Annotated in this window: 13 protein-coding genes and 1 pseudogene; 4 read left to right on the forward strand and 10 right to left on the reverse strand. The window is 64.2% G+C overall.

The window, feature by feature from the left end; translation table 11 throughout:
* Window positions 1-9: 9 nt before the first annotated feature.
* The 10 genes from NLY42_RS26155 to NLY42_RS26200 form a co-directional block, all read right to left on the reverse strand.
* Window positions 10-2,019: an amidase gene (locus tag NLY42_RS26155; RefSeq protein WP_023754605.1), complete on the reverse strand. Its 2,010-nt coding sequence runs from the start codon at window positions 2,017-2,019 to the stop codon at window positions 10-12.
* Between the two features lie 232 nt (window positions 2,020-2,251).
* Window positions 2,252-3,634: an SEL1-like repeat protein gene (locus tag NLY42_RS26160; protein WP_156933771.1), complete on the reverse strand. Its 1,383-nt coding sequence runs from the start codon at window positions 3,632-3,634 to the stop codon at window positions 2,252-2,254.
* Window positions 3,635-3,714: 80 nt separating this feature from the next.
* Complete coding sequence (locus NLY42_RS26165) at window positions 3,715-5,322, reverse strand: WD40 repeat domain-containing protein (protein ID WP_023754607.1); 1,608 nt, start codon at window positions 5,320-5,322, stop codon at window positions 3,715-3,717.
* 106 nt (window positions 5,323-5,428) lie between these two features.
* A complete protein-coding gene (locus NLY42_RS26170) occupies window positions 5,429-6,199 on the reverse strand; it encodes an exodeoxyribonuclease III (RefSeq protein WP_023754608.1) in 771 nt (256 codons plus the stop codon).
* Between the two features lie 7 nt (window positions 6,200-6,206).
* A complete protein-coding gene (locus tag NLY42_RS26175; RefSeq protein WP_023699157.1) occupies window positions 6,207-6,854 on the reverse strand; it encodes an alpha/beta hydrolase family protein in 648 nt (215 codons plus the stop codon).
* Window positions 6,844-7,206, reverse strand: a complete 363-nt coding sequence (locus tag NLY42_RS26180) for a hypothetical protein (protein WP_155923794.1) — start codon at window positions 7,204-7,206, stop codon at window positions 6,844-6,846. Before NLY42_RS26180 ends, NLY42_RS26175 begins: the two co-directional genes overlap by 11 nt.
* A 7-nt stretch (window positions 7,207-7,213) precedes the next feature.
* On the reverse strand, window positions 7,214-8,341 hold the full coding sequence (locus NLY42_RS26185) for a tetratricopeptide repeat protein (RefSeq protein ID WP_286488884.1): 1,128 nt from the start codon (window positions 8,339-8,341) through the stop codon (window positions 7,214-7,216).
* Complete coding sequence (ku, locus tag NLY42_RS26190) at window positions 8,338-9,243, reverse strand: non-homologous end joining protein Ku (RefSeq protein ID WP_023685883.1); 906 nt, start codon at window positions 9,241-9,243, stop codon at window positions 8,338-8,340. Before ku ends, NLY42_RS26185 begins: the two co-directional genes overlap by 4 nt.
* 448 nt (window positions 9,244-9,691) lie before the next feature.
* Window positions 9,692-12,184, reverse strand: coding sequence for a DNA ligase D (gene ligD, locus NLY42_RS26195; protein WP_023715149.1), 2,493 nt, complete (start codon window positions 12,182-12,184; stop codon window positions 9,692-9,694).
* Window positions 12,185-12,301: 117 nt separating this feature from the next.
* Window positions 12,302-12,526: a hypothetical protein gene (locus tag NLY42_RS26200; RefSeq protein WP_023673483.1), complete on the reverse strand. Its 225-nt coding sequence runs from the start codon at window positions 12,524-12,526 to the stop codon at window positions 12,302-12,304.
* A gap of 396 nt (window positions 12,527-12,922) precedes the next feature.
* Here NLY42_RS26200 and NLY42_RS26205 point away from each other — a divergent pair.
* The 4 genes and pseudogenes from NLY42_RS26205 to NLY42_RS26220 all read left to right on the forward strand — a co-directional run bounded on the left by NLY42_RS26205 (window position 12,923) and on the right by NLY42_RS26220 (window position 18,099).
* Window positions 12,923-13,928: pseudogene (locus NLY42_RS26205) on the forward strand (aldo/keto reductase).
* Between the two features lie 407 nt (window positions 13,929-14,335).
* Window positions 14,336-15,283, forward strand: coding sequence for a substrate-binding domain-containing protein (locus NLY42_RS26210; RefSeq protein ID WP_023703082.1), 948 nt, complete (start codon window positions 14,336-14,338; stop codon window positions 15,281-15,283).
* Window positions 15,284-15,454: 171 nt separating this feature from the next.
* Complete coding sequence (locus tag NLY42_RS26215; protein WP_502882125.1) at window positions 15,455-17,086, forward strand: sugar ABC transporter ATP-binding protein; 1,632 nt, start codon at window positions 15,455-15,457, stop codon at window positions 17,084-17,086.
* Window positions 17,083-18,099 carry an ABC transporter permease gene (locus NLY42_RS26220; protein ID WP_023685887.1) on the forward strand — a complete coding sequence of 339 codons (1,017 nt, stop codon included), beginning with the start codon at window positions 17,083-17,085 and terminating at the stop codon, window positions 18,097-18,099. Before NLY42_RS26215 ends, NLY42_RS26220 begins: the two co-directional genes overlap by 4 nt.
* Window positions 18,100-18,103: the final 4 nt, after the last annotated feature.

Raw genomic sequence — 18,103 nt, forward strand, 5'->3', positions numbered from 1 at the left:
ACATGTACCTCACCCGATTCCACCCGCGACCACGTAAGCACCAGCCGTGCGTCCATCCTCCAGCCGGATGACGGCCGTAACGATCGAGCCGTAAGCGCCTCGCCACACACTGTGCATTCTTTCGTGCTCGCCGGCCGGCACCAGGATGCGACCGTGAAAGCTTGTGCCGCTGCGCCGCAGAGCGACCGGTTCGCCATTGACGTGAACCTTGACGCCAGCGGTCTCCGCATCGAGTTCAACCGTCACGGCGATCTCGGCCTGGTCTCCTCGCCGCATCGTCTCGGCAACAAGCGTAAGCCTCGGCGCCGGCGCATCGCTGGCCCGTAATCCACCAGGCCGCCCCGCAAACACATCGTCCGGCAATTCCGGCGTGCGCGGCGGGCTGGTGCGGCGTTGGGTGGCGCGCTCGTAATCGCCGGCGAGCCGCAGCAACTCCGCATCATCATAGACCTTGCCCGCAAAGGTCAGCCCGACCGGCATGCCGATATCGGCCATCGTTCCCATCGGCACGGTGACGGTCGGGATGCCGAGATGACGCCAGACCAGATTGCCGTTGGCGACCCAGGTGCCGTTGCGCCAGGCGATTGCTGCACAGGTCTCGTTGACGTCGGCATCGGCCGGGCCGACATCGGCGACCGCCGGCAGCACGACGGCGTCGAGCCTGTGCTCGTCCAGCCAGTCCTCGAAGTCGATGCGCCGCGTCGCCTCCAATCCCTTCAGACCTTCCGCCAGCGTTGGGATATCCAGCAATGGCATCACGCCCTGCTTGGCGCTCGTGACGTAGTCGGCCAGATCGAAACCGTCGTCGCCATAGCGGTCCGGCAGCGCGCCCGGCGGCCGCGGGAAGATTTTTGGCCCGTCGACCGTGGCCAGGTCGGGGATGGCCGGGTCGGCATTGGCGCGCAGGAAATCGTCCCAGCCCCAGATGCAGAGATCCCAGATTTCGCGCTCGGCGAATGCTTCCGGCACCAGCCCGCGTTCGACCATGGTTTTTGTGCCCGGACGGTCGCGCTCATAGTTCGAGACGACGGGGAAATCGACCTCGACCACCTCCGCGCCGAGCTTTTCCAGATCACGCGCCGCCTGCCGCCAGAGGTCGAGCACCGAGGCGCGGGTCTCGATGGGTTTGGGCGCGCCGCCATCGCGGCCGATATACATTTTCGGCACGCCGAGGCGTTTGCCTTGTAATGAGCCTTGCAGTTGGAGCGCAGTGTAGCTTGGCGGCCTGAGAGCAGCGCTCTTCGCGATCGACACCCAGGGCTGCACACGCCAGAAATCGCCGCGCGTCTCGGCATCGTCGGCGACGATCACGTCGAGCAGTTCCAGCATGTCGGCGATGCCGCGCGTGTGCGGCACCACCACATCCATGGTCGGCACCAGCGGCCAGTTGCCCCTGACCGAAATGACGCCGCGCGACGGCGTGTAGGCGACAAGTGCATTGTTGGACGCCGGCGCGCGGCCGGAAGACCATGTCTCCTCGCCCAGCCCGAAAGCGGCAAAGCTCGCAGCGGTCGCGGTGCCGGAACCGTTGGACGAGCCGGAAGCGAAAGCGGCGGTCAGGTAATCTGCATTGTAGGGGCTTTCGGCGCGGCCATAGACGCCGCGCTGCATGCCGCCATTCGCCATTGGCGGCATGTTGGTCAGCCCGATCAGCACCGCGCCGCCGGCCCGCAGCCTGGCAATGGTGAAGGCGTCCTCATTGGCGACGAGATGCTCGAAGGCGGGCGAGCCGGCGGCCACCGTCAGGCCCTTCACCTTATAGCTGTCCTTGGCGGTGTAGGGGATGCCGTCGAGCGGCCCGAGGGAAGCGCCTTTGCGGCGGCGCAGGTCGGACGCCGCCGCCTCCTCGAACATTGCCGGGTTAAGCACCGGCACGGCATTGAGCGCAATGCCATGGCGGTCGTAGTGCGCGATGCGCCTGAAATACGCGCCGGCCAGCTCGACGCTGGTGACGGTACCGTCTTCCAACGCGCGCCGCAGATCGGCAATCGAGGCTTCGACGATGTGGAGGTTGGGCATGGGATTCTCGAGATGCAGCGGCAAATGAGTCTTCGCATCGTGCGATGCGAGTGTCACGCCTCAAACGGAAGGCGTGACGGCGACGCTGCTGATCTCCCCCAAGTGGGGAGATGGCCAGCAGGCATAAGTGGCCTCCGAAATTGACTGATGAAAGACAGTTTTGGTATCCGCTGCCGATGTCCATTATATGACACGACCTCACCGACGTCATCGGCGTTGCCTGACCCTGAGCTCACAGCGTCTTGCTGTCGAACTGGCCTTTTTCCTTCATCATTTCGAGGAAGGTCCTGGCCTCGGCGTTTCCGTGGCTTGCCGATGTGGAAAACCACTTGGCAGATTCCGGATAGTTCGGCTTGCCGCCGATCCCGGTGTAATAAAGCTTGCCAAGGTTGAGTTCTGCTTCGACATTTCCCGCCTTGGCTGCCTCCAGCAACCAGAATTCGGCGGATTTTTCATCCTTGGCTATCCCTCTGCCGCGGGCATACGCAACAGCCAGGTACAGTTCAGACGAAACGTCCCCCTGCTTTGCGGCCTTGAGCCACCACGAAACGGCATCAGCGTCGCTCTGAGTCAGTCCGGCGCCCGTCCAATATGCAAGGCCGAGGTTCGCCTGCGCATAGGCGTCTCCCTGGCTCGCCGCCTTCAGCCACCAGGACGATGCTTCGGCATCACTTTTGGCAATGCCCTTGCCCGTAGCATAGGCAAAGGCCAGCGCAGACTGCGCCCGGACATTGTCCTGTTCCGCCGCCTTGACCAACCAGGCGAACGACTGGGCGTCGTCCTTGCCGATGCCTTTTCCCAATTCATACGCATTTGCTAATGAGTATTGCGCTTCCGGCACACCGGCGATCGCGGCTTTTATCCACCATTCGAAGGCCAGGCGGTCATCCTGACCGACGCCGTGACCAAGCGAATACAGCGTGCCCAACAAAGACTGGGCATTCGGCTCACCCATGTCGACCGCCTTTCGCACCCACATCACGGCGAGTTGATCGTCCTTCTCGACGCCTTCACCGAGATAATAGGATCGACCGATGCAGTAAGCAGCTTCGGTACTGCCGCCATCGGCTGCCTTGCGCCACCAGGAGAGAGCTTGCTCATAGCTTTGCGGAACACCTTGGCCCTGCGCGTACAGGGTGCCGATGGCATAGTAACCATTCGCGTTGCTCTTGTCGGCCGACTGTGTGGCAAATTTTAACGCCAGTTGGTCGTTTCTTTCGACACCTCGGCCATGGGAATAGGCCTGGGCGAGCAAGGATGCCGCATCTGAATTTCCTTGCTCGGCTGCTTTGCCCCACCAGTAGGTCGCCTGCCTGTCATTTTGGGCAATACCCTGGCCACGCCAGTACAATAATCCCAGATTGTACTGTGCGTCAGCATTTCCCATGTCGGCCAGCACGGAGATCTGATGGAATTGCTCGCGATAATCCTTTGCCAGGACAGCCGCTTGAATCTTCTTAATGGCTGACCACTGCACATAGTAATTTCGGCCAGGACCGAGCAGCACAAAAGCCGCCAGCAACACCAGAACGACGGTAAGGACCCCTCGGCGACGCGACTTGGGCGGGCTGTAGACAGGTGTATCCACTTTGGGCGCCCAGTCGTTGTTGCTCACGGTCCCCAATCCATTTGCAGCCACCAGTAATTCATAGCGCAAGCCAGGCTGTTCTGGAATATCCAAAGCATTTGATATCGCTACTGCGCCGCGCCGGCAAAGAGGATCTCGCCATCGCCGCCAGCCGCCGGCCAATCCCTGATGGTGCGATCGTCGCCGCCGGTGAGCAGCGTGCCGTCGGTGGCGAAGGCAACGGCGTAGATCGGGCCGGTGCGGCTGTCGAACATGGCGGTCTGGCCGCCGGTGCCGACATCCCACAGCCGCGCCGTGCCGTCGAGCGAGCCGGAGGCCAAGCGCTTGCCGTCGGCCGACAGCGCCAGCGTATAGACGGTGCCTTCGTGACCCTCGAAGCGGCGCAATTCCCTAAACGTGTCGAGGTCCCAGAGCTTGATCGTGTAGTCGCCGCTGCCGGTGACGACATGATGGCCGTCGGCGGTGAAGACAGCGCCGTAAGTGCCCTGCTCGTGGCCGTGCCAGCTTCGCAATTGCTTGCCGCTTTCGACGTCCCAGAATTTCAGCGTGCCGTCGATGGAGCCGCTGAGCGCGCGCGTGCCGTCGGGCGAGATTGCGACCGTGCTGATCGGCCAGTCATGTCCGGTCATCACATGCAGCACCGATTTGTTGACGAGATCCCAGACGATGACGTTGCCGGTGTCGTGGCCACTGACGGCGCGCTTGCCGTCCGGGCTGATCGCCAGCTTGCGCACGCCGCCATTCGCGCCCGACGAGAAGACATGCAGCACCGCGCCGTCGGCAAGCTTTCGCAGCACGATCTCGCCATCGTCGCCGGCGGTCAGCGCGGTTGCGCCGTCGGGCATGAACAGCGCCGTGCGCGCCATGTCCTTGTGTTCACCAAGGTTGCGGATCAGCCGCTTGCCGGCGATGTCCCAGAGCTTGATCATGTGGTCGGTGCTGGCGCTCATGACGTCGCGGCCATCGGCCGAGACGGCGAGCCAGACGACGGCGTCGCGGTGGCCGTCGGGCTCGGTCGGCAGCGCCGGCGGAGGCGGCGGCAACGGCGCGACGGTCTGAGGTGGCGTGGCCGGAGCCGGCGGTGGAGCAGTCTCCGGTGGCGGTGTCGCCGGAGCGAGTGCGACTTGTGGCGGCTGAGGGGGAGCAGCCGGAGGCGTAGGCTGCGCCGGCTCGGGCGGTTTGGCTGCCTGCACCGGCGGAGTTGGCTCGGGCGGCATGGTGACCTGCGGCGAACTCGGCGGGGCCGGTGGCGTCGCCAGGGCCGGCGGGACACCGTCGATGCCCTGGTTCTTCGGCTCGGCTTTGGGTTCGTTCGGGGCGGCCACCTCAGCGCCCGGGCCGGCGTCACGCGCCCAAGGGAAGTGGTCGGCCAGCAGCGCCAACACGGCGAGCACCGGCAACATGAGGAAGGCGCGCCGCAGACCGGGGCGGCCCTTTGGGTCGATCTCGGCGTCGCGGCCAAAAAGCGGCGTTCCAGCAGGCTGGCTTCGCCGACCCGGCAGCAGTCCGGCCCAGAACAACAGGGCGCCAAGCAGGCAAAGCCCGCCGACGGTCAGGAACACCACGGGCTGCAGCGTGGCTGGGCCGTGCAGCATGTGGTCGATCCCGCTCCAGCTGAAATCTCTGTCGCCGAGCAGCAGATACGCCCGCACCAGACAAGCCAAAGCGGCCGCCAGCAGCGGAAGCGCAAACAGCCTTTCGGCCAACCTGTCCATCGGACTCCCCCTCCGGTGCCGCACCTTGCTCATCATGCGGCCGCCGCAGCGAAACAAATAGCGCGAAACTGCGCCCACGAAAGTGGGCGCGATCACGCAGCCAAATTCACTTCAATTCGACCCATACCGGCGCGTGGTCGCTGGCGCCGTCCTCACCTCTGACATCGCGGTCGATGCCGGCAGCGGTGAGGCGGCGCGCCAGTTTCTTCGACAGCAAGATGTGGTCGAGCCGCAGCCCGGCATCGCGCAGCCAGCGGTTGCGGCGATAATCCCAGAATGTGTAGAGCGTTTCCTTCGGATGCTTCTTGCGGAGCGCATCGGTCCAGCCCTGCTCGAGCAGACGCTGGAACGACGCCCGGCTTTCCGGCTGCACCAGCGCGTTGTCGTCATAGGAGCGGGTGGCGTAGATGTCGCGCGGCTCGGGCACGATATTGTAGTCGCCGACCAGCGCCACCGGCAGGCCAGTGTCGAAGAGTTCTGCGGCATGCGCCTCCAGCCTTTCATGCCAGGCCAGCTTGTACTGGAATTTCGGCCCCGGCTGCGGGTTGCCGTTGGGCGCGTAGACACAGGCGACGACGATGCCGTTCACGGCCGCCTCGATGTAGCGGCTCTGCTTGTCGGCGGTATCGCCGGGCAGGACGTCACAGGTCAGCACCGGCTCGGACCCGCGCGCGAGTATCGCGACGCCATTCCAGGTCGGTTCGCCCTTCCACACCGCGCCATAGCCGGCCGCCGCAAGCGCCGTGCGCGGAAACTGCAGGTCGCGCGCCTTCAGCTCCTGCAGGCAGACGACATCGGGCTTGGCTGCCGCCAGCCACGCCAGCAGGTTTTGCAGCCGGCTGTTGACGTTGTTGATATTGAAGGTGGCGATTTTCATTTGGCGATCAGGAAACGATCCGCCCTGTCCACGCCTTCACCGTCCCGGCCAGCGTCTTCAAATGATCGGCGGTCGAAAACCCCGACACGCTCTTGCGCGGCTTCAGGTCGTGGTCGCCATCCTCCAGCCAGATCACCTCGATGGCTTTGGAAAGGCCGTAGGTCGCGACCTCTTCTTTCGTGCCGAACTCGTCGCGGGTGCCCTGGAAGATCAGCGTCGGCGTCTTGAGGTCGGCGAGATGTTTTGTCCTGAGTTGCTCGGGCTTGGCCGGCGGATGAAAGGGATAGCCGAGGCAGATGAGGCCCGAAATCTCGCCCTTGGCGAACATCTCGTCGGCGACCATCGAGGCGACGCGCCCGCCCATCGACTTGCCGCCGATGATGAGCGGACCAGCGACGCCCCTCGCCCTCAGATCGGCGATGGCCTTGATGTATTCCGGGTCGACCGTCTCGGCGCGCGGTGGCGGCTTGCGCTGGCCATAGCGGCGGGCCGCCATATAGTGAAATTCGAAGCGCGCGACCTGGAAGCCGGCGGTGGCGAGCGCCTTGGCGGTGTCGGTCATCGAGGGGGAATCCATAGACGCGCCGGCGCCGTGGGCCAACACGATGGTGACCGGGGCTGTGTCAAAGCCGTCGAAGAGGAAGCTAGTGGGCATCAGGCTGCGGGACCCCGATATAGTGGTAGGTGGTTTTGGAACCGTGAACTTCCTTACGCCACTGCTCCGGATGCAGGGTAACATGGGTGAAAATGGCTGCAAAAAACCCCACGAGCACGATGAAGAATGGCCGGCCGAAGCAAACGCGCTGCTTGTTCGACATACGGTCCTCGGGGCGCTGGGGAAATGGCCAAGTTCTGCGGTTGTAATATGTGGCCCAATTGATTTTGCTGTCTTCGAAAAAATTCCAGCCATTGCTCCAGTAGAAGAGCAGCTCGCGGGCCTCCTGCACCGCCAAAACGATGAAGCACGCGGTTAGTCCCATACTCGAAATCTGAACAAGATTATCCACGGCAGCCTCACCCCGCCGTCCGCGCCAGCTGCAGATCGACGAACTGTATCCCCTTTTGCGCAGTGCGCGCCCATTCGCTGTCAGCATCGAGTTCGAGATAGCGCACCCAGTGGCGGCGGGCTTCGGTCAGATTGCCGGCGTCGAACTCCAGCCGGGCAAGGTTGAACACCGGATCGGCGTAGCTCTTGTCGAGCGCGATGGCCTTGACCAGATGCCGGCGCGCCGAGGCGATCTTGCCTTCGTCGCTCATCAGCCCGGCGAGGTTGAACCAGGCCTCGACGAACGCCGGATCGAGCTTGATCGCTCTTGCATAGTCATGCGCCGCGTCGGCCACGCGACCGGCGCCACGCAAGCAATTGGCGCGGTTGAACGCGGCGATGGCGTCGCTCGGATCGATGCTGAGGCAGCGTTGGTAGAGCGCCGCGGCATCGTCGTGCCGGCCCTCCTCTTCCGCGCTTTCAGCCTCGGCGAACAATTCTTCCAGCGTGTCGTCGCCGGCTGCGCTTGCGCTGCCGAGATCGAACAGCAGCTGGCCGTCGAGTTCGCTCTGGCCATCCTCGAGATAGATCTGATCGGGCCGGCCATGCTGCGAGCCGACATTGAGCGATTTGGCGGTGAGCGAAGCGACCGGACCGGAGCGATGCACGGAGCGCGCGATCGCGCCCCAGGATGCACCGCCGGCGACCAGCCCGGCATATTTGCGGGCAAGGATCAGATCGCGGAACGAGTAGGGTTCACAATCGTGCTCGAAGGCGTCGAACAGGCTGAGCAGGTCGAGGTCGGCACCGGACAGTCTGGACTGGTCGACGAGAGACTGCCTGGACAGCGAAGACGCCTCCGGCGCCTTCATCAGACCAAGCAGGCGCAGGAAGCCATTTTCGCTAAGGAGTGTTCGGCCAGCGGAGCCCTCGGCTGCAACGCGGCGCTCGATCTCGGCATCGCCGCCCTTCGCCGTGCCGGCCTTGGCGATCAGCGTTCGGCCGAACACAACATGGCTGGTGCGCCTGGTGACGCCGCGCCGCAACTGGCCGTGCTGACGCTCCACCTCACGGGTCGCGAGCCGCAGCGGAAATGCCGCCAGCGCGCCGATGGCGCCGAAGACGGCGCCCAGGATTATACCGGTAGGCGCCGTCACCCCTTGCTCTTGCCGACGGCCTTGAGCAGATTGGCCTTCAACGGGTTTTCCTTGGCCGCACCCGCCTTACCCTTGGCGGCAGGTTTTTCAGCGTCGTCGGCCTTGCTCTTCGACTTGGCCGGCGGCTTGGCTGATTGCGACAGGCTCGCCTTCAACGCGTCCATGAGGTTGATGACATTGCCACGCTCGGGCGCCGCCGCAATGATCGGCTTATGGCCCTTCAGTTTCTCGCGGATCATCGTCATCAGCGCGATCTCGTAGCGGTCCTCATAATTCTTCGGATCGAAGGTGGTTTCCTTCTGCTTGATCAGCGCTTCGGCCAATTGCAGCATTTCGGGATCGGGCTTGCCGGCAGGGATGTTGCCGAAATATTCAGCCGTGCCGCGCACTTCGTTCGGGTTCCTCAAGGTGCAGACGAACATGCCGTTCTCGCGCGCGCCGATCGTCACCACGCGCTCTCGGCTGGACAGGACAAGGCGGGCAATGGCCAGCTTGCCGGATTTGCGCATGGCCTCGCGCAGCACGGCGAAGGTTTCTTCCGCCATGGCGCCATCCGGCGCCATGTAGTACGGCGCATCCTGATAAATGACGTCGACCTCGTCTTCGTCGACGAAGGCCTCGATGTTCATCGTGTGATTGGATTCGATGCGCACTGCTTCGAGGTCGGCCTCATCGATGATGATGTACTGCTTGTCCTCGTATTCGTAACCCTTGACCAAGTCCGCGCGCTCGACGAGGCCGAGTTCAGGGTCGACCGGCTTCATGTTGATGCGGTTGTGGGTCTTCTTGTGCAATTGGTTGAACGATATGCGCTCGCTGGTCGTCGTTGCCGGATAGAGCCGGACCGGACAGCTGACGAGGCTGAGCTTGAGGTAACCTTTCCAACTTGCCCTGGGCGCCATGATACTCTCCTACGCGGCCACGCACTGACATTTCAGACTGAGCATGATCTTAACCGAAAACCGGTTCCCACGTTTCGGGATCATGCTTACTGCAGCGCTTCGTCCAAAGGACGAATGGTGCTGCGGAAATCCTACACCGGCCCCAAACATACCGGCAAATTCCTGACGAAACCTTCCAGGTGAGCTGGAGGGCACCGACGGAGGATAATTCAAATTGTCCGCATGGTCGATGGACTTGGGGAAGTAAGTCATGCCGGAGGGACAGCACCCCCCTCTGTCCTGCCGGACATCTCCCCCGCAAGTGGGGAGATTGGCAGCTTCAACCTTATCGCTCCTCTTGCAAGGTTTGCGATTGGCGAAAGCAGAGGCGACATCCGATCTCCCCCCTTGCGGGGGAGATGTCCGGCAGGACAGAGGGGGGTGTGCCGGATCGCCAACACCTCCCGATCTACTTCCCCGAAAACACCGGCAAATCCCTCGCGAAATCCTCCATGTCCGCCCAGGGGTCGCCCGAGGTCGCCAACAACCCCGGCAGCGAGGAATAGTTCAGATCCTGCGGCGCATCGATCGTCTCAAGGTCGCTCCAGCTCACCGGCGTCGACGCCGGCAGGTTGGTGCGGGCGCGCAGCGAATAAGGCGCCGCGGAGGTGTGGCCGCGCGCGTTGCGGTGATAGTCGATGAAGATGCGGCGCTTGCGGTTTTCCTTGCCCATTGTGGTGGTGAAAGTGTCGGGCGCGGTGGCCGCCAGGTGCGTGGAGATGGCGCTGGTCGCCTGGTGCAGCTTCTTCCAGTTCTGCTTTTGCGTCACCGGCACGGTTATGTGGATGCCGCTGCCGCCGGATGTCTTGGCGAACGGCACCAGGCCGAACCGCTCCAATTCGCCCTTGATGTGGACGGCGGCCTCGACCACCTCGCGCCAGGCGATGCCCTCACCCGGATCGAGATCGAAAACGATCTGGTCGGGCTTGTCGAGGCTCAAGCGATGCGTGCCCCAGGTGTGGAACTCGACGACGCCGAACTGCGCCAGCGCCAGATAGCCTTTTGCTCCCTCGACCGACAGACAGGATTTGGTTTCACCTTCGGAGTTGGTGGCGTCAAAAGTGACCACCGACGGCGGCATGCCGGTGAAGGCGTGGCGCTGGAAGAAACAGTCCTTCGGCAGGCCCGTCGGGCAGCGCACCAGCGACACCGGGCGGCCCATAATGTGCGGCAGCATGAAATCGCCGACCAGCGCGTAATAGACGGCGATGTCGAGTTTGGTCGGTCCGGTCTTGCCGAACAGCCGCCGCTCCGGATTGGTCACCCAGATGGTTGCGAGATCGGCTTCGGCGATCAGCCGCTTGCGCTTCGGCGACACCGGCGTCGACAGGCCGACATCGCGCAAGCCCCGAAACACACCGTGGCGCAGCGAATTGTCCGCCGTGCGGTTGGCGTAGTGGATGCGGGCCGACAGCATCGGCCGCACCCATTTCATCTCGCGCATGATCTCGCGCGGCACACCCTCGGGTGCTGTCGCGCCGTCGCGCAGCGGCTGCAGCCGGGCCAGCAAGTCGCCCGCCGTCGCGGCATCGAAGCCGGTGCCAACCTTGCCGCGATAGTGCAGTTCACCATCCGCGAATTCAGCCATGCCGATTGCCGCCAGTCCTTCGGCCGCGTCGGAAACGGTGTAGCCGGCGATGATGAAATCGCCGGTCTCCAGCGCCTTGACCTTGGTCCAGGTCTTGGTGCGGCCGCTCTGGTAGATGGCGTTGGCGCGCTTGGAGACGACGCCTTCCAGCCCAAGGATCGAGGCCTGATCGTAAAGCCCCTGCCCGTCGCCTTCGACATGGTCGCTCAGCTGGATGGCGGAGTTGGCGCCCTGCCCGGCTAGCAGTTCGGCGAGCAAGGCCTTGCGTCTTGCGAGCGGCGCCTTGCGGAGGTCCCAGCCGTCGAGATGCAGCAGGTCGAAGGCATAGAAATGGAGCTTGCTGCCCGCACCCGCCGACAGCGCATCCTGCAGCAGCGCGAAACGCGAGATGCCCTTCTCGTCCAGCACCATGATCTCGCCGTCGATGATCGCCTGGCTGAGCGGTAGCCGGGAAAAGGCTTGCGGCAGGTCGCCGTAACGCTTCGTCCAGTCGATGCCGCCGCGGGTGATCAACCTGACCTCGCCATCTCCGACATGCGCCATGGTACGATAGCCGTCGAATTTTATTTCATGCAGCCAGAGTTCACCTGTGTCTTCCACCGGCCCGCCCGGCGGTTTCGGCACCTGCGTGGCGAGCTGCGGCTCGATGCGCGACGGCGGATCGCCCCTGACCGCACCGGACAACGCGCCGGGTTTCAGCGCGCCGGGCTTGGGCGGCAGGCGGGCCGGCTTCCTCGGCGGCGCCACCAGCTCCTCGATCCGCTTGCCGGACTTCACGCTTTCCGGCCGCGCTTCCAGGATGTCGAGGCCGGTATCGGCGGCGAGATCGCGCTCCTTGAACAGCAGCCAGTTTTTCTTCTCGCTGTCTTCGCCGGGCTTGGGCTTCAGACGGGTCAGCATCCAGCCGCCATTCAACTTGTCGCCGGCCAGCCGGAACTTGAAGGCGCCGGTGCGCAGGCTCTTGTCGACATCGTCCATCGGTGCCCAGGTGCCGGTGTCCCAGACGATCATCGGCCCGCCGCCATATTCGCCTTCGGGAATGACGCCCTCGAAGTCGATATATTCGAGCGGATGGTCCTCGGTCTCGACTGCAAGCCGCTTGTCGGCCGGGTTGAGCGAGGGCCCGCGCGGCACCGCCCAGCTTTTCAGCACGCCGCCGACCTGCAGGCGCAAATCGTAATGGTCGGCGGTGGCGTGATGCTTGTGGACGACGAAGCGGTTGCCGTCGCCTGAAATGAGCCCGCCCGCCGGTTCCGGCGTCTTCGTAAATTCGCGCTTGGCGCGGTAGGCCTTGAGTTTTGGCGGGGTTGGCATGGGTCAGGCGGGAGCGGCGGCGGCGGACGAACCTTCCCTGCGCCGCGTTCCTGCACAGTGCTGTCCCGCCAACATTTCAGATTTCCCAGCGTGGTGCGAAGAATGTGGAGATCACGCTCAATCGTCTGAGGCGGGCGTCAGGTCTAGCTCGGCCGGGGACAGCCCTTGTTGGAGCTGGCTCAGCCGGAACTCGTCGACCCAGTAGGCCTCGCCGTCGACCAGCACGCGGGCCGAGTAGACGCCGCCGGAAAAGCTTTGCGCGGTGACGTAGACCTTGTGGCGGTCGAGCGCCTTGCGCACCGCGGCGCGCTTGGAATTCTGGCTGGTGACGGAACTGGCCATGGCTCACTCATACACAAGACCGCAAGACATGGCGGCGGCATAAGGATGCTGGAGATCGGCCGCTCTGTCAATTTTGACCGCCTGCTTCTGGCAGCGCTACGATCCGACGGCAGCAAAAAACCGCTGCGCCTCGGCAGCGGACTTTGCAATGGCGACGACAATATTCGGTTAGTGGTCCGAAGGAATTATGAGCGCGGTGACGCGAGAGCTGCTGACGCCGGTTCAGCGTCGGCTTCTCGTAGATCTTCTTCATTGGTATCCCATGGCCCCCAATGGCCGCCGGCAAAGGCGCTTGCGGCTGGGTTTTGTCAAGGGAAGCGCTGTTCTTCCGCCGAACAGCTATGGAAACTGGAGGAGCGGCCGCTATAGTTTTCCGCAGCCCCAAGGAGAACGGCAATGACCCTCAGCACCCGCAAACTCGGCAGCCAGGGGCTGCAGGTCTCGGTGATCGGCCTCGGCTGCATGGGTATGAGCCAGTCCTACGGCCCTGCCGACGAGGCGGAATCGATCGCTACCCTGCACCGAGCCATCGAACTCGGCTGTACCTTCCTCGACACGGCGGAAGTCTACGGCGCCTATGCCAATGAAGAACTGCTCGGGCGGGCGCTGAAGGGCCGGCGCGATGAGGTGACCCTTGCCACCAAATTCGGCTTCCGCATCGAAAACGGCAGACAGGTCGGCACGGAGCGTGACAGCCGGCCCGACCATATCCGCGAGGCGCTGGAGGGCTCGCTGAAGCGGATCGGCACCGACCATGTCGACCTTTATTACCAGCATCGCGTCGATCCGGCGGTGCCGATGGAAGATGTCGCCGGCACGGTCGGCCGGCTGGTTGCCGAGGGCAAGGTGCGCTTCTTCGGCCTCTCGGAAGCGGGCGCGGCGAATATCGGCCGTGCTCATGCCGTGCACCCTGTGTCGGCCCTGCAGAGCGAGTATTCGCTTTGGGAGCGCAATCTGGAGCCGGAGATCATCCCGCTGCTCAAAAAGCTCGGCATCGGCCTGGTGCCGTTCGCGCCGCTCGGCCGCGGTTTCCTCGCCGGCGACGTCAAGCGCGCCGAGGATTATCCGGAAGGCGATTTCCGCCGCGGCGACCCCCGCTACCAGGGCGCCAACTACGACGCCAATGTCGCGGCTGCGGCTGCGGTGCAGGAGGTGGCCGCGGCCAAAGGGGCAAAGCCCGCACAGATCGCGCTGGCCTGGGTGCTCGGCAAGGGCGACGGTTTCGGCATTGACATCGTGCCGATCCCGGGGACAAAGCGGCGCAAGTATCTCGAAGAAAATGTTGCTGCGGCCGCGATCCAGCTCGACCCGGCCGAGACTGCTGCGCTCGACGCAGCCCTTGCGCCGGGCGGTCTCAGGGCCGCTCTACAATGAGCGGGTGATGACGACCATCGACAGGTAGAGGCGTCTAAGCTGCCAATCTCCCCCCTCGTGGGGGAGATGCCTGGCAAGGCAGAGGGGGGCGCGAAGGATCGCCCGCATCAAGTATTCTGCGTAGAGGTTAGCTCAAAGATGTAAGTGAAATTGGCCAATGTCGGCGGGACAGCGCCCCCCTCTGTCCTGCCGGACATCTCCCCCACAAGGGGGGAGATTAGCAGTTTCAGCCCCTCGCCTCACCTTGCGTAATCGATTTTCCTTGGCTAGCATCCTCGGGTCGGCGCCGTGCGGAGGAGAACGTTGCGGCGGACCGGCTGGAGCGCCTCGCGTCCCCTCGGGGCGTTCACAGGACACTCCATTTTTGAATTGACGCAAGGACCGTCCCGAGCCGCTCCCGGTTTCGGGCTCCTGCGTTCATGTGGAGGATATCTGATGAACAGACGCGAATTCCTGTTGTCGACCGTGGCGACCGGCGCCATGGCGCTGGCCGCGCCCATGGCCTTTGCCGCCGACAAACTGACCATATTGGGCTCGGTGCCCAATCTCGGCTTCCCGTTCTTTGTGCACATGCTGAACGAGATCAAGGCGGAGGCGCAGGCGCAAGGCGTCAACCTGGCCGAGAGCGACGGCCAGAACTCGGCGCCGAAGCAGACCGCCGACATCGAGGCCGCACTCGTGCAGAAGGTCAACGCCATCGTGATTTCGCCGCTTGACGTCAACGCGCTGGCGCCGGCGATCGAGGAAGCGGTCAAGGCCGGGGTTCCCGTGGTCACCATCGACCGCCGCGTCGACGGCGTCGAGGGCATTCTGGCCCATGTCGGCGCCGACAATGTCAAGGGCGGCGAGGCCGAGGCGCAGGCCATGGTGGCGGCGTTCCCCAACGGCGCCAAGCTGTTCCATTTGCAGGGCCAGCCGGGTGCCGGACCCGCGATCGACCGCAACAAAGGCGTCCACAATGTGCTCGATCCGCTCAAGGACAAATACCAGATCATCTTCGAGCAGACCGCTAATTTCGCCCGCGCCGAAGCGCTGTCGGTGACCGAGGCCGGGCTTGCCGCCAACGGCAAGCCGGACGCCATCATCTGCGCCAATGACGACATGGCGCTCGGCGCGCTCGAAGCCTGTGCCGCCCGCAACTTCACCGACGTCAAGATCTACGGCTTCGACGCACTGCCGGAAGCGCTGGTCGCCGTGCGCGACGGCAAGCTCGCCGGCACGGTCGAACAGTTCCCCGGCGAACAGTCGCGCACGGCGGTGCAGATCGCGGTCGCCTTCGCCAGGGACAAGACCGAGCCGAAGGAGAAGCTGGTGCTGTTGACGCCGATCGTCATCGGCAAGGACAATCTCGACAAGGCGGAGAGGTTGAACGAGACGAAGTGAGAGTAAGGCCCATGACGGGTGGAGGTCGCGCTCTGTCGCGCCCCCCTCGGTCCTGCCGGACATCTCCCCCACTTGGGGGGAGATTGGCCGTCACGTCTGCTTTCGCCAATCGCCAACGTTGTAGAAAAAGTGCTGCCGGCAAAACTGCTGATCTCCCCCCGTGCGGGGGAGATGTCCGGCAGGACAGAGGGGGGCGCTGTCCCGCTGCCTATCGCAATCCGGGAGCAATGCTTGTCCGCCGTTGAACCCACCGCATCATCGCCCCCGCTCCTTTCCGTCGAAGGCGTGACCAAGCATTTTTCCGGCGTCACCGCGCTCAGCGACGTTTCGCTCGAGGTGCGGCCCAGTGAGATCCTTGGCCTGCTCGGCGAGAACGGCGCCGGCAAGTCGACGCTGTTGAAAATCCTGTCCGGCGTGATGCCGCCGTCGAGCGGCCGCATCGTCTTCGACGGCGCCGACTACGCGCCGTCCAGTCCGCAGGATGCCAAGCGGCATGGGATCGTCACCATCTATCAGGAACTGAGCCTGATCCCGACGCTGACGGTTGCGGAAAACATTTTCATCGGCCGCGCGCCGCTCGGTCCGCTCGGGCTGGTCAGCTGGCGCAGGATGGAGGACGCCTCGCGCGCGATCATCGCCCGCGTCGGTCTCGACATCGATCCGGCAACGCCGGTGTCCTCGCTGTCGGTGGCCGAACAGCAGCTGGTCGAAATCGCCCGCGCTCTGTCGCTGGAAAGCCGCCTGATCATCATGGACGAGCCTACCTCGGCGCTGACCGAGACCGAAGTGCAGAAACTGATGTCGATCATGGACAGGCTACGCAAGGACGGTGTCGCCATCATGTTCGTCACCCACCGGCTGGAAGAAGCGTCCGCCATTTGCGACCGCATGACCGTGCTGCGGGACGGCAGGCTGGCCGGTCATCTCGACCGCGACGGCCGGCCGATCCAGATTCCGAAGATCATCGAGAAGATGGTCGGCCGCGCCGCCTCCGAACTCTACGCGCGGCCGACGCAGCGCGACGTCGCCGGCGAGGTCCGGCTCTCGGTGCGAGGCTTGCGAACGGTGCGCGATCCGCTGGCGCCGCACGCCATCGTGCTCGAAGGTGTCAACCTCGATCTGAAGGCCGGCGAAATCCTCGGCGTCGCCGGCCTCGTCGGCTCCGGCCGCACCGAGCTTGCCCGCGCCATTTTCGGCGCCGACCGCATCGCGGCCGGCACGATTGCGCTCGACGGCAAGCCGATCGCCCCGGCTTCGCCCGCCGACGCCATCAAACTCGGCATCGGCCTGGTGCCGGAAGACCGCAAGCACCAGGCGATTTTTGCAGCACTTGGCATTCTCAACAATTTCTCCATCGCCTCGCTCGGTCGCTACAGCAATGGGGCCGGCTTCATGGCCGAACGGCGCGAGCGCGAGGCGCTGGCCGGCTATCGCAAGGCACTGTCGATCCGCATGGCCTCGCCCGAGCAGGCGATCGAGGGCCTGTCCGGCGGCAATCAGCAAAAGGTGATCCTGGCCCGCTGGCTGGCGCGCGACCCGAAAGTACTGATCGTCGACGAGCCGACGCGCGGCGTCGATGTCGGCGCCAAGGCCGAAGTGCACCAGATCCTGGTCCAGTTGGCTGCGCGCGGCATCGCCATCATGATGATCTCGTCGGAACTGCCGGAGGTGCTGGCAGTGTCGGATCGCATCGTTACGATGCGGCGCGGCCGTATCACCGGCGAAATGCCGGGCATCGAAGCGACCGAGGAAAAACTGATGGAACTGATGGCGCTCGACCGCAAGCAGGACGCAACGCAATGACCAGCACCACCGAACAGACCCAGCGCAGCGGCATCAACATCGCGCGGCTTCTGATGAGTTTTGGGCCGCTGATGTTCCTGGCGGTGTTGATCGTCATCTTCACCGTGCTGAAGCCGAGCTTCATCGATCCAATCAACCTGTTCAACATTTTGAGGCAGATCTCGATCACCGGGCTGATCGCGCTCGGCATGACCTTCGTCATCCTCACTGCCGGCATCGACCTGTCGGTCGGCTCACTGCTCGCCTTCTGCGGTATGGTGGCCGCGGTGGTGGCCAAGGGCGGCACCGCCAACACGCTGTCGCTGTCGACCACGGGCACGCAAGGATATGGCTGGTTCGCCGCCTTGCTTGCCGCCGTCATCGTCGGGGCGCTGGCCGGCGGCGTCCAGGGCTTTGCCATCACCAGGCTGAAAGTGCCGCCCTTCGTCGTCACGCTGGGTGGGCTCACCGTGTTTCGCGGCCTGACGCTGACCATCTCCAATGGCGGACCGATCTCCGGTTTCGACGCCTCGATGCGCTGGTTCGGCACCGGGCTCATCGGACCGGTGCCGGTGCCGGCGATCATCTTCGCGGCGGCGGCCATCCTGTGCCACATCGTGCTGCGCTATACGCGCTACGGCCGCGCCGTCTATGCCGTCGGCGGCAATGCCGAGGCCGCACGCCTGTCGGGCCTGCGCGTCGACCGCATTCTGATCTCGGTCTATGTCATCGTCGGCTTCTTCGCCGGGCTGGCGGCCTTCGTTTTGTCAGCACGGCTCAACTCCTCCGAAGCCGTAGCCGGCATCGGTTACGAACTTACGGTGATTTCCGCCGTCGTCATCGGCGGCACCTCGCTATTCGGTGGCATCGGCTCGGTCGGCGGCACGGTGGTGGGCGCTGCACTGATCGGCGTGCTGCAGAACGGGCTGCAGTTCAATAATGTCTCGTCCTACACACAAAGCATCGTCATTGGCCTGATCCTGATCCTGGCCGTGGCCTTCGATCGTTGGCTGAAGTCGCGGGTGAGGCGGTGAGGAT

The sequence above is a fragment of the Mesorhizobium sp. C372A genome (assembly GCF_030323245.1).
Classification (GTDB): Bacteria; Pseudomonadota; Alphaproteobacteria; order Rhizobiales; family Rhizobiaceae; genus Mesorhizobium.